Annotated in this window: 12 protein-coding genes; 8 read left to right on the plus strand and 4 right to left on the minus strand. The window is 65.5% G+C overall.

The features are described 5' to 3' along the window. Positions 1 to 266 precede the first annotated feature (266 nt). Genes QZ609_RS08645 through QZ609_RS08655 form a run of 3 tightly spaced genes read left to right on the plus strand, consistent with a single transcriptional unit; the run spans position 267 to position 2146 of the window. Entirely contained in the window at positions 267 to 773 is a 507-nt protein-coding gene (locus QZ609_RS08645; RefSeq protein ID WP_295493329.1) for an ester cyclase, read from the plus strand. Positions 774 to 792: 19 nt separating this feature from the next. Beyond that, complete coding sequence (locus QZ609_RS08650) at positions 793 to 1623, plus strand: SDR family NAD(P)-dependent oxidoreductase (protein WP_295493332.1); 831 nt, start codon at positions 793 to 795, stop codon at positions 1621 to 1623. A 16-nt stretch (positions 1624 to 1639) separates the two neighbouring features. After that, complete coding sequence (locus QZ609_RS08655) at positions 1640 to 2146, plus strand: 2,4'-dihydroxyacetophenone dioxygenase family protein (protein ID WP_295493334.1); 507 nt, start codon at positions 1640 to 1642, stop codon at positions 2144 to 2146. Positions 2147 to 2204: 58 nt separating this feature from the next. Here QZ609_RS08655 and QZ609_RS08660 read toward each other — a convergent pair whose 3' ends face one another. After that, positions 2205 to 2819 carry a Crp/Fnr family transcriptional regulator gene (locus QZ609_RS08660; RefSeq protein WP_295493336.1) on the minus strand — a complete coding sequence of 205 codons (615 nt, stop codon included), beginning with the start codon at positions 2817 to 2819 and terminating at the stop codon, positions 2205 to 2207. Between the two features lie 257 nt (positions 2820 to 3076). On the opposite strand from QZ609_RS08660, the gene QZ609_RS08665 reads away from it, so the two are divergent. Further along, positions 3077 to 4423 (plus strand): MFS transporter, encoded by a 1347-nt coding sequence (locus QZ609_RS08665; RefSeq protein ID WP_295493338.1) that lies wholly within the window; start codon positions 3077 to 3079, stop codon positions 4421 to 4423. A gap of 98 nt (positions 4424 to 4521) precedes the next feature. Here QZ609_RS08665 and QZ609_RS08670 read toward each other — a convergent pair whose 3' ends face one another. Continuing rightward, entirely contained in the window at positions 4522 to 6156 is a 1635-nt protein-coding gene (locus QZ609_RS08670; protein WP_295493341.1) for an APC family permease, read from the minus strand. Positions 6157 to 6517: 361 nt separating this feature from the next. Between QZ609_RS08670 and QZ609_RS08675 the strand changes: the two genes are divergently transcribed. Beyond that, positions 6518 to 7873 carry an MATE family efflux transporter gene (locus QZ609_RS08675; protein WP_295493344.1) on the plus strand — a complete coding sequence of 452 codons (1356 nt, stop codon included), beginning with the start codon at positions 6518 to 6520 and terminating at the stop codon, positions 7871 to 7873. 158 nt (positions 7874 to 8031) lie between these two features. Here the strand turns inward: QZ609_RS08675 and QZ609_RS08680 are convergent, their stop codons facing one another. Beyond that, positions 8032 to 8940, minus strand: coding sequence for a LysR substrate-binding domain-containing protein (locus QZ609_RS08680; protein WP_295493347.1), 909 nt, complete (start codon positions 8938 to 8940; stop codon positions 8032 to 8034). Positions 8941 to 9114: 174 nt separating this feature from the next. On the opposite strand from QZ609_RS08680, the gene QZ609_RS08685 reads away from it, so the two are divergent. Continuing rightward, positions 9115 to 9519, plus strand: coding sequence for a tautomerase family protein (locus QZ609_RS08685; RefSeq protein WP_295493350.1), 405 nt, complete (start codon positions 9115 to 9117; stop codon positions 9517 to 9519). A 202-nt stretch (positions 9520 to 9721) separates the two neighbouring features. Here QZ609_RS08685 and QZ609_RS08690 read toward each other — a convergent pair whose 3' ends face one another. Next, entirely contained in the window at positions 9722 to 10318 is a 597-nt protein-coding gene (locus QZ609_RS08690; RefSeq protein ID WP_295493352.1) for an XRE family transcriptional regulator, read from the minus strand. Positions 10319 to 10407: 89 nt separating this feature from the next. Here QZ609_RS08690 and kbl point away from each other — a divergent pair, with 89 nt between their 5' ends. Together kbl and QZ609_RS08700 are read left to right on the plus strand one after the other, a co-directional pair. After that, on the plus strand, positions 10408 to 11610 hold the full coding sequence (gene kbl, locus QZ609_RS08695) for a glycine C-acetyltransferase (RefSeq protein ID WP_295493355.1): 1203 nt from the start codon (positions 10408 to 10410) through the stop codon (positions 11608 to 11610). Further along, the coding region (locus QZ609_RS08700) for an NAD-dependent epimerase/dehydratase family protein (RefSeq protein ID WP_295493357.1) at positions 11607 to 11824 on the plus strand (218 nt) is incomplete at its 3' end. The genes kbl and QZ609_RS08700, both read left to right, overlap by 4 nt.

The following is an 11824-nucleotide window of genomic DNA, read 5'->3' on the forward strand; positions in this document are numbered from 1 at the left end:
GACCGCGCGCGTTGATTTTGTGGGAGGTGTCGGTCGCGTCGGAGACGCGTTGCGAGCGCAGTCTAGCGTATTGAAGCCCGCAGATGGATCAGGGTTGGCTAAGGTCGTGGATGGCATACCGGCCATCCTTCCCGCCCCGGGTAAATACCAAGACAAGACCGCCAATCCACGACAGTCTGCGCGCGGGCCGTTCTCAATAATCACTCCAGCCCGCGGCCCATTGCGGTCATGGGCTTCTGAAAATGCCTACAGGACTGGAGACGATGATGGACACCGTATCGATCAGCGCGGAGCTTCGAGCCCACCGCGAACGCCTCGTGCTGGATCACTTTGCCGACGAGATCAAGCAGGACTTTGACGCCGTGCTGGCAACGTTCCCGCATCCACACTACGAGATCATTCCCAATGGGGATGTCTACGACGGCAACGATGGCGTGCGCGCGTACTACACGCAGAGCCGCAAGGCCTTTCCCGACCAGCGCAGCGAGATCATCAAGCTGCGCCACACGGAAGATGCCGTCATCGTCGAGTTCTGGCTGCTGGGCACGCACCGGGGCGTGCTCAGGGGGCTGCCGCCCACCGGCAGCAGCTTCCGCTGCCGCATGATCGCGCTGTTCCTCTTTGATGGCGAGACGCTGATCTGCGAGCGGATCTACTTCGACAGCATGACGATGATGCGCCAGCTGCTCGCCGGGCTGCCGGCGCCAGCCCAGCTGCAGGCGCTGTCCGGCATGCTTGGTAAGGCGGAGGCGCAGTCCGCCGCCACGGCCTGATGCGGACGGACCAACAGCGATGGAATCCAACGCATGCGTTCGGGCGCCCAGTGCGGCTTCGTTGGGCGAATCGCCCGGCAGGGGGCGGCTGGCGGGGCGCCGCATCCTGGTGGTCGGCGGCGGGCAGCGCGTGTTCGACGCCGCCACCGATCCGATCGGCAATGGCAGGGCGGTGTCGATCCTCGCCGCGCGCGAAGGCGCGCATGTTGCAGTGGCGGACTATGACTTCGCCAGCGCGCGCGAGACGGTTCGGCGGATCACGGAGGATGGCAATCGCGCCTTCGCCATCCAGGCCGACATCACCAACGAGGGCGACGTGCGCCGGATGATCGGCGAGGCGGTGTCCGGTCTGGGTGGCCTCGACGGCATGGTGCTCAATGTCGGCATCACGTGCCAGACGGGGCTGCACAGCTTCGCGCTCGACGAATGGGACCGCGTGCTCAACACCAACCTGCGCGGCCCGATGCTGTGCTGCCGCCACGGTCTTGACCGCATGGAGGACGGTGCCTCGATCCTCTTCGTCTCATCCATTGCCGCCAAGCGGGCGGGCTCGCAGCTCGTTCCGTACGACGCCTCCAAGGCCGGGCTGGCGGGGCTTGCCCGGCATGTGGCAATGGAGGGCACGCGGCGCGGCATCCGCGTGAACACGGTGATGCCCGGCTTGATCGACACCCCGCTGGGGCGGCTGACCACCGCCGGCCGCCCGGAGCGCGGCGCCGTTGCGGGGCCCTTCGGCCGGCACGCCACTGCATGGGAAGTCGCCTACGCGATCCTCTTCTTTCTATCCGACGAGAGCGTCTACATCACCGCCCAGACGCTGGCGGTGGATGCCGGCATCACTGGCCTATAAACCAAGGGAGATTGGAATGGCTCTACCTGAAGTCACGACCCACCAGGACCGCCTGCTCACGGTCAACGTCAACGAGGTGGGCTGCCTGCCGACCGAAATGCCCGGCGTGACCATCACGCCGCTGTTTCTCGATCGCGAGAACGGCGTGTGGGTGCTGTACGGCAAGTTTGAGCCCGGCACCGTCCTGCCGACGCATTTCCATACCGGCACCGTCCATTTCTACACCACCAAGGGGGCGTGGAACTACCTAGAGTATCCGCAGGATCCGCAGACCGCAGGCAGTTATCTCTACGAGCCGGGCGGGTCCATCCACACCTTCTCGGTGCCGGCCGATGCCAAGGAAGCGGCCGAGGGCGTCATGGTGGTGTATGGCGCCAACATCAACTTCGTGAACGGCGAGTATCACAGCATCATGGATGCCGGCGCCATCGAAGCGGCCGTGCTTGGCGCGGTGAAGGCGGGCGCCATCCCCATGCCCAAGTACATTCGCCCCAAGGGCGGGGCAGAGTTTTCCACGCTGTAAGCCGCAACGTCAGATGCAGGACCAGGCCATCGCGCGATGGCCTTTCCCGCGCTGTCCTTCAACTGGCCAGCAGGCGCAGCGCCTCCTTGTCGAGCAGCGTTACGCGCCCATAGTCGAGGCGAAGGATGCCCTTGGCCTCCCATTCCTTGAGCTGGCGGTTCACGCTCTGCCGCGATACACCGAGCATCTGGCTCAGCTCTTCCTGCGACAGGCGCAGCCCCGCGCTCTCGTCATCGGGCACCGACCGCGCGTGAAGCTGCTGCGCGTCGAGCAGACGTCGCGCCAGCCGCATCGGAAACGGCAGCAGAATCGTCGCGTCGATCCACTCTAGCGCCCAGCGATAACGGTGGCCGATCAAGCGGACGAATTCCCGCAGGAACTTCGGCTGCTCATCGACGAGGGCGTGGAACGCGGTGGCCGGGACGACCAGCAGTTCGCTATCGATGACGGCGCGGGTGTCGTACACACGCGGCGCGTTCATCAGCAGCGATACCTCGCCAAACCACTGCCCCGGTTCGATCATGCCCAGCATGGCTTCGCGGCCGCTTGCCGCCGTTGTGCTGACGCGGATCCTGCCGCGCTCCAGGTAGAACAGCGCGTCCGGCGCCGAGCCGTAGGTAAAGAGCACGTCGCCCTTGGCCAGGCGCCGGCGTCCTGCATGGGCGCGCAGCAAGGACGCCAGCTCCTCCGATAGGGCGGGGACTGCGGGCTCAGGTGAACCGATGGGGGCTTCTCGCATGGGGTTGGTGTGTGCTGTCGGGGCCAGCACAAGAATAGGTTCCTGCCCGGTATTTCACAGGGTTTTGCGTGGCCGCTCCAAGCAGGGTTAGCCCTCATGGGAGAGTGCCAATCGGCGACAGTCTTGCCGGCGCGGCAACGTCAATATTTGACGGCCCCTATCGACTCCAGGCGCATCAGCGAGGCCCCACGATGACCGCAACCCGAGACGTTCCGCCCACCCGCAACCGCACTGCCACGGCGGATGATGCCCTGTTCCGCAAGATCGGCTGGCGCCTGCTGCCGCTGCTGTGCGTCTGCTACCTCTTCAACTACCTGGACCGGACCAACGTTGGGTTTGCGCAGTTGCAATTGCGCGAGCAGCTTGGCTTTGGCGACACCGTATTCGGGCTCGGGGCGAGCATCTTCTTTCTCGGGTACGCCGTCTTTGAAGTGCCGAGCAACATGCTGCTCGCTCGCATTGGCGTTCGTGCGACCTTGCTCCGCATCATGAGTCTGTGGGGGCTGGCGTCCGCTGCCATGGTGTTCGTGACCACGCCGACGCAGTTCTATGGGCTGCGTTTCCTGATCGGCGTGTTCGAGGCCGGTTTTGCGCCCGGCGTGCTGTACTACCTGACGCTGTGGTTCCCGAAGCAGCGCCTCGCACAGGCGACCGCCCTGTTCTTCATGGCCTATGGCATGGCTCCGATCGTGGCTGGCCCGGCGGCGGGGGCGATCATGACCTACCTGAATGGCGTTGGGCAACTGCAGGGGTGGCAATGGCTGTTCCTGCTCGAAGGGATTCCCTGCGTGTTGCTGGGTATCGTCGCCTTCCACGTGCTCCCCAACCGGCCCGCCGATGCGCCGTGGTTGAGCGCTAACGAGCGCGATCGCCTGCAGGCGCTTCTGCTGGATGGCAACGCCGGCCGGCCGGGCAGCCACGTGGGCGGGCTGGTCGATGCTTTGAGCGACCTGCGCGTGTGGGTGCTCGGCTTCGTCTCGTTCCTCGTGATCCTGGGTGTCTATGCGCTCGCGTTTTGGAGCCCCACCATGTTGAAAGGCATGGGGCTCACCGTCATGCAGGTCGGCCTGTATTCGGCGCTGCCTGCAGTCTGCGGCGTGGCGGGCGCCATCCTTGTTGGCAGGCATTCGGACCGCACGGGCGAGCGCCGCTGGCACTTCGGGCTTGCCGCGCTGGCGGGGGCGGCGGGATTGGTGCTCGCCAGTGCATTTCCGACCAACGCCGGCATGGCCGTTCTTTGCCTGGCGCTGGCTTCCGCCGGCATCTCCAGCGCGTTCACGGTGCTCTGGGCGATGCCGGGAAGCCTCCTTGGGGGCCAGAGCGCCGCGGCCGGCATCGCCATCATCAGTACGATTGGTGGCAGCGCGGGCATGGTCGCGCCGGTGGCGGTGGGCGCCATCAAGGCGGCAACCGGCGGGTTCACGCTGAGCCTGTATCTGCTGAGCTTCGCCTTGGTGATAGCGGCGGTGATTCTCATGGCGTTCTTCCGGCCGGGGCGCGCGTTTTCCGGTGCGCGGAATCTCTCTGAGGCGCGGTAGGCAGGGGCGGTATCGGCGTGCCAGCGCGGGGTGGACCCGCACAATAAAACGCCCGGCAGAACCGGGCGTTTGTACCATCAATCACGTCAGCGCAGTGCTCAGACACCTTGCGGCATACCACCCGCCGCCTGCTTGCCAGCGCGTGCCGGCGCGTCGTCATGCACGTGCTCGACCTCGTCCAGGTAGCGCGTATGCCAGCCGCTGGCCACGCCCCACTTGTAGAAGACCAGCGACACCGCGGCCACGATCACCATGTCCCAGCCGTACGGGAGCAGCCCCAGGCCGCCAAACTCCTTGCTGCCGATGTACGACAGCACGGCGATGGACGGCAGGTAGCCGATCATCCACCAGGCGCCCCCCAGCTCGCGCTTGAAGTCGGGCCAGCCGGCCTTGGCCTGGTAGTAGAAGTACACCGGCAGGGCCACCAGCATCAGCAGGATGATCTCGCCGGTCAGCGGCCACTTGGCCCAGTACAGGATGAGCGAGGCGCAGACGAAGGCGAACGGCGCGATGAGCGACAGGCCAGCCAGGCGCAGCGGGCGATGCAGGCCGGGCGAGCTCTTGCGCAGCGACATCACGCTGATCGGGCCCGTCAGGTATGAGATGACAGTGGCCACGCCAATGACGGCCGCCAGCGCACCCCAGCCGCGGAAGAAGAACAGGAAGACGAACGACACCGCCAGGTTGAACCACATGGCCGGACGCGACACGCCATAGAGCGGGTGCACGCGGCCGAAGATGGCCGGCAGGGTGTTGTTGCGCTCCATCGCGTAGATCATGCGCGTGGTGGTGGCCATGTAGGTGGCGCCGGTGCCCGACGGGCTCACGAACGCATCCAGGTACAGCACGATGGCCAGCCAGTTCAGGTTGAGCGCAATCGCCAGTTGGGCGAACGGCGAATGGAAGTCGATGCCGTGCCAGCCGTGGGCGGCCAGTGCCTCGGGCGGCACCGCGCCCAGGAAGGCCACCTGCAGGCCCACGTAGATCACGGCGGCGATCAGGATCGAGCCGATCACCGCCAGCGGCACGTTGCGGCCCGGGTTGCGCGCTTCACCGGCCAGATTGATCGGGCTCTGGAAGCCGTTGAAGCTGAACACGATGCCGCAGGTGGCGATGGCGGTCAGCACCGACGACCAGCCGTACGGCGCAAAGGCGGCCGATTCCGTGCCGCCAAAGTTGGACGGGTGGAAGCCGGCGGCGATCAGCGCCACGGCGGTCAGCCCCGGAATCACGAATTTGAACATCGTGATGGCCGTGTTGGCCTTGGCAAACGCCTTCACGCCCCAGTAGTTGATCAGGAAGTACACGATGACCAGCACGGCGGAGAGCACCAGCCCCAGCTGCGTCAGCTCGCCATGCTGGAACAGCGACTGCGCCCACGGCCAGGGCCACGTGCTCATGTACTGGATCGATGCCTCGGCCTCGACCGGGATCACGGTCACGATGGCGATCCAGTTGGCCCAGGCGGCCACGAAGCCCACCAGCGAGCCGTGCGAGTAGCGCGCATAGCGCACCATGCCGCCCGACTCGGGGAACATCGCGCCCAGCTCCGCATACGTTAGCGCGATCGCCAGGATGACGACCGCGCCGATGATCCATGTGAAGATGGCCGCGGGGCCCGCCACGTGGGCGGCGCGTCCGGCACCGAACAGCCAGCCCGAACCGATGATCGAGCCCAGGCCGGTCAGCATCAGGGGCCAGGCGCCCAGGTTGCGTTGTACGTGTTTTTCCAAGGGGAGTCTCCACCCCGGCGAGTTGGAGGCTCGTCAGGGCATGGCGGCTTGCTTACCAGTCCGCTTAGTTCTACCGAGGCAGTGCCGGTTTGGCCCTGCCCACCGCTTTGCCGGCGGATGTCGCCCGCAAAACATGCGCGTGCTTGGCCGACGTGGAGCGTCGGTTGCACCCGGCCCGGTCGCGCTGAAGACGGGGCAGGTGCCACCGTTTTCCAGGGGGATTCGCGATAGAGTGTGCAACGCAGTGCAGGGTTGAGCACAGCGCTGCACCATTTCCGTGCGCGCGCAATGGGGCGCAATGATAGCGAAATCGTTACGGGTTGCACCGCCTTTTCCGAACTTTCTTCACAATTTGTTCACAATGCAGCACACGGATGTCACATTGGTAGCACCTGAGTCACCGGCGCGGTGGCACCGGCGTGTCCTGCTGCTCGCTTTTCCCATCGTCCTGGCCAATTTGACGCAGCCGATCCTCTCCGCGGTGGATACGGCGGTGGCGGGGCATTTGCCCGGGCCGGAATACCTGGGCGGCGTGGCGCTCGGGGGCGTGTTCTTCAACTTCGTGTTCTGGGGCTTCGGCTTCTTGCGCATGGGCACCACGGGGCTGGTGTCGCAGGCGCACGGTGCAGGCGATGAGCGGGCGCTGCGGGCCAGCGTGGTGCGGGCGCTGGTCCTGGCGTTATGGATCGGCGCGGTGCTGCTGGTGCTGCAGGGGCCGGCCATCCGCATGACGCTGGCGCTGCTGGGGGCAAGCGAGGCGGTCACGCACATGGCCGATGCCTACTGCCACGCCCGCATCTGGTCGGCGCCGTTCGCGCTGGCCAACTACGTGGTGCTGGGCACGCTGCTGGGCCGTCAGCAGGTGCGGCGCGCGCTGCTGCTGCAGGTGCTGATCAACCTGGTCAACATGGGGGCGGTGCTGGGGCTTGTGCTGGGCGCCGGCCTGGGCGTGGGCGGCATCGGCGCGGCCACGGCCATTGCGGACATGGCAGGCTTCGCGCTGGGCATGACGCTGCTGTGGCTGCAACGGCCGCTGGGTTTGCCGCCGATGACGCGTGCGGAGCTGCTGGCGCGCGACGCATGGCGCCGCCTGATGGGCCTGAACACCGACATCTTCCTGCGCACGCTGTGCCTGCTGACCGCGTTCGGCTGGTTTGCCCACGCGGGCGCGCAGCAGGGCGATGTGATCCTGGCGGCCAATGCGCTGCTGCTCAACTTCCTGACCTTCATGGCCTATGGGCTCGATGGTTTTGCACACGCGGCGGAGGCGCTGGTGGGCGCGGCGCTGGGCGCGCGCGACCGCGAAGCGCTGCGCTCGGCCATTCGCGTGTCGACGCTGTGGTCGGTGATCGGGGCGGGGCTGTTCTCGCTGGCGTATGCCATGGGGGGCGCCGCCATCATTGGCGGGCTGACCGACCAGCCGGCGGTGCGGGAGGCTGCCCGCCACTACCTGGTGTGGGCGGCGTTGCTGCCGGTGGTGTCGGTGTGGGGCTTCCAGTTCGACGGCGTGTTCATCGGCGCCACGCGCACGCGTGAGCTGCTGCTGACGATGGCGGGTTCGGCGGTGGTGTTCTGGCTGCTGGCGGTCACGCTGCAGCCGCGCTGGGGCAACCACGGGCTGTGGTTTGCCATGCTGGCGTTCATGGCGTTGCGTGGGGTGTCGCTGGGGGCGCTGCTGCCGCGGGTGTGGCGGGCGCCACAGGTGCGGGCAACCTAGGGTCTGCTCGTATATGAAGCAGACCCTAGGCTTTCCGCTATTCCGGCAACAGCGCTTTTTACTGTGGAACCTTGTTCAGCAAGGCTTTGCGGATTGTTCAGGGCCGACCGGGTAGGGCGTGCCCTCCCCTGGCTTGGCGGGGTCGAGAGCAGCGGGTGTCAGGTCGGGGGGGGGGCAAGGACAGTGGGATCCGGCATTTCCGTAGCCCGTCGCATCAGCCACGCGCAGAACCTGTCCACCTTGCTGCTGCGCTGCAAACGCTGCTTAGCGACATAGCGATTGCCGCTATCGCCAAAACCCAGTGGCGCCACCAGCCGGCCGCTTTGCAGATCGTCGATCACCAAGTGCCAAGGCGCCACGCAAACGCCCAATCCACCTACGGCGGCCTGCAGCGTGAAATAGTAATGCTCGAATTCCTGCCCACTGGCTTTGGGGGGCTGACTTCCCATCCGCTGCGCCCAGAGCGGCCAGGCATCCTGCCTCGTGCGGGTGCGCAGCAGCAGCTTGCCGGGCAGGTCGGCGGGCGTGTCCAGGCGGAGCTTGGCGGCCAACCCGGGGGATAGCACCGGGCCAAGCCATTCAGGAAATAGCGTATGGGTCAAAACCCGCTCCGAGGGCTGGCCATCGTCCATGGTGATGACCACGTCATAACGCTCGCGCTCGACATCCACCGCGCGCTCGGCCGCACTCAGCCGCACATCGATGTCCGGATAGGCCGCGTTGAATTCATAAAGTCGCGGAATCAACCAGCGCATCGTAAAGGTGCTGAAGCACGACACATCGAGCGTGCTTCCTGGTTCGTCGGCCACCGCCCGTACCGCTGTCTCGATCTGGTCCAGCGCGACGGATATGGCCGGCAATAGCAGTCGGCCCGCGTCGGTGAGCGCGGGACTGTGTTTGGTCCCCTCGAACAACGCTACGCCGAGCGCGTCTTCGAGTTGCCGCACCTGCCGGCTGATGGCTCCTGGCGTCACCGCAAGTTCGTCGGCGGCGGCCGTCATGCGGCCGAGCCGGCCGGCGGCTTCGAAGGCGCGCAGAGCATTCAGAGGGGGTAGGCGACGTTTCACTATTTGATTTTATTGCACATAGATGCGGCAATTAAATCGCTTTTTGGCGCGAAGGGTGATCAGTATAAATGTTGCTTGATTGCTCGGCCTGATGGCTTTTGATTGAGGGGCGCAAGGATGGTCTGCGCCCGGGTGGCCGAGCATGTCCTTTGCCTATTTTTGAGGAAAAATCAAATGCCGTTTATCCATACCGTCGTCCCTCAGGGCACCGCCGCCGAACAGCGCGAGGCCATCGTCATGGGCGTTCACCGCGCCCTGGTCGATGCCATCGGCATGCCGGCGGATGAACTGTTCAACCTCGTGTCGGACTATGCCCCCGGACAATTCTTCTGCAGCCGCACTTTCAACGGTATCGCCCGCTCCGAGTGCGTCGTGGTGATCGAGGTCACCATGCGGCGGGGCCGCAGCGACGCAATGAAGAAGAATCTCTATGCCGCCATCACGAGCAATCTGGAGGGGGCCGGCGTATCGCCCAAAGACGTGTTCATCTTCACGCACGAGAACGACTACTCCGACTGGTCGGTCGGGAATGGCGTTTTTGCGATGGCGCTACAACAGCAACGCGGTACGGATTGCTGAATGAAGCCCGCATGCGTGGGCTTCATTCTTTGGAGTTGACCGCCCATCAAGCAATCAAAAGTGCCCGGCTCCGGGTCGGCGTCGACGCGCTTCGAGACCACGGCGGGCACCTCGTTGTCATCGTCTTCGGTATGTAGCGGTTGAATCTCTGCCGCTTGACTCCAATGCAACGGTGGCGGTTTAGGCCGCCGTATCACTGTGGCTACTGCGCGTACTCGACCACCAGCAACGCCGTCGCCACGCTCTTGCCGGGGTTCGAGATGGCGTGCTGCACATCCACCGGATAGCGCGCCGATTCCCCGTGCCGCACCTTCTTTTCGCTGTCCCCCGACTGCACGTTCACCGCGCCGCTGAGCACCGACAGGTGTTCCTTGGCGCCCATCTCGTGCGGCTCGGAGGCGAGCATGCCGCCCGGCTGGATCGACAGCTCATACCACTCGAAGCGCGCCGCCAGATCGACCGGCCCCAGGATCTTCAGCTCGCACTTGCCATCTGGGCTTTTGATGACTGGAATGGAATGCGCGGGGATGACGTTCACTGCAGGCGCTGCCGCCGCCGCACCCTCGGGCGACAGGAAATCGGCCAGGCCCACCCCCAGCGCCGTCGCCAGCCGCCACAGGACGGCGACGGTCGGGTTGGCGAGGTTGCGTTCGACCTGCGAGAGCATCGACTTGGACACGCCCGCGAGCTTCGACAACTCGTCGAGCGAGAGCTTCCGCGCTTGGCGCAGCGCCTGTAGCTTCGCGCCAACGGCCGGCGGACCCTCGGCGAGCACGTCCGTGGTGGGGGCTTGTGCCATTGGATGGTATCTAGTAAATTGAACGAATCATTCGATATATCGAATTTGTTCGATTTATCGATCAACGATCAGTCTACAGGAGGAGCACCATGCGGACAACGGACGCCTTCTACGCAGCCATCCGTCAGGAGTTGGAAGCCATTGAGCAAGCCGGGCTGTACAAGACCGAGCGCGTGATCACCTCGCCGCAGGGCAGCGTGATCCGCACGGCGGACGGCAAGGAGGTCATCAACCTCTGCGCGAACAACTACCTGGGCCTGTCGTCGCACCCCGAGGTGCTGAAGGCCGCGCATGAGGCGCTCGACACGCATGGCTTTGGCCTGTCCTCGGTCCGCTTCATCTGCGGCACGCAGGATCTGCACAAGACGCTGGAGGCACGCCTGGCGAGCTTCCTCGGCACGGAAGACACGATCCTCTACGGCTCGGCGTTCGACGCCAACGGCGGCCTGTTCGAGACGCTGCTCGGGCCCGAAGACGCCATCGTCAGCGATGAGCTGAACCACGCCTCCATCATCGACGGCATCCGCCTCTCCAAGGCCAAGCGTTTCCGCTACAAGCACAACGACCTCGACGACCTGCGCGCGCAACTGCAGGCCGCCAATGCCGAGGGCGCGCGCAACGTGCTGGTCTTCACCGACGGCGTGTTCTCGATGGATGGCACCATCGCGCGCCTGGACGAGATCCGCGCCATCTGCGACGAGTTCGGTGCGCTGCTGGGCATCGACGAGTGCCACGCCAGCGGCTTCCTGGGCAAGCGCGGGCGCGGCTCGCATGAATACCGCGGCGTGTTCGGCAAGATCGACATCATCACCGGCACGCTCGGCAAGGGCCTGGGCGGCGCGTCGGGCGGCTTCACCAGCGCGCGCAAGGAAGTGGTGGCCCTGCTGCGCCAGCGCTCGCGCCCGTATCTGTTCTCGAACACGGTGGCGCCGTCCATCGTCGGGGCCAGCATCAAGGTGCTCGATTTGCTCGAAGCTGATACCTCGCTGCGCGACAAGCTCGAGGACAGCGCGCTGTATTTCCGCCGCAAGATCGTCGAGCTTGGCTTTGACATCAAGCCGGGCGAGCACCCCATCATCCCGATCATGGTGTACGACGCACCCAAGGCGCAGGCGCTGTCCAAGCGTTTGCTTGAGCTGGGCGTGTACGTGATCGGCTTCTTCTATCCGGTGGTGCCCAAGGGGCAGGCACGCATCCGCGTGCAGATCAGCGCGGTGCACGAGCGTGCGCAGCTTGACGCGGCGCTCAAGGCGTTCGAGACCGCCGGCAAGGAGTTGGGGATCATCCAATGAGCACAGCGCCCAGAGTCCTCATCATCGGCGCCAACGGGCAGTTGGGCACGGAGCTGGCCGTGGCGCTGGCCGAGCGCTACGGCATGGGCAACGTTGTCACCAGCGACATGGTGCCGAGGGGCCGCCATGCGCAGATTCGTCATGAAACGCTCGACGTGACCGATCGCGGCCAGCTGCGCGAGATCATCGAGCGCCACGGCATCACGCAGATCTA

It is taken from the genome of uncultured Ralstonia sp., assembly GCA_913056305.1.
Classification (GTDB): Bacteria; Pseudomonadota; Gammaproteobacteria; order Burkholderiales; family Burkholderiaceae; genus Ralstonia.

Coding starts and splice junctions, on each gene's coding strand:
- QZ609_RS08655 (WP_295493334.1), top strand. CDS start 1,640: ATGGCTCTACCTGAAGTCACGACCCACCAGGACCGCCTGCTCACGGTC.
- QZ609_RS08675 (WP_295493344.1), top strand. CDS start 6,518: ATGCAGCACACGGATGTCACATTGGTAGCACCTGAGTCACCGGCGCGG.
- QZ609_RS08690 (WP_295493352.1), bottom strand. CDS start 10,318: ATGGCACAAGCCCCCACCACGGACGTGCTCGCCGAGGGTCCGCCGGCC.
- QZ609_RS08645 (WP_295493329.1), top strand. CDS start 267: ATGGACACCGTATCGATCAGCGCGGAGCTTCGAGCCCACCGCGAACGC.
- kbl (WP_295493355.1), top strand. CDS start 10,408: ATGCGGACAACGGACGCCTTCTACGCAGCCATCCGTCAGGAGTTGGAA.
- QZ609_RS08685 (WP_295493350.1), top strand. CDS start 9,115: ATGCCGTTTATCCATACCGTCGTCCCTCAGGGCACCGCCGCCGAACAG.
- QZ609_RS08665 (WP_295493338.1), top strand. CDS start 3,077: ATGACCGCAACCCGAGACGTTCCGCCCACCCGCAACCGCACTGCCACG.
- QZ609_RS08650 (WP_295493332.1), top strand. CDS start 793: ATGGAATCCAACGCATGCGTTCGGGCGCCCAGTGCGGCTTCGTTGGGC.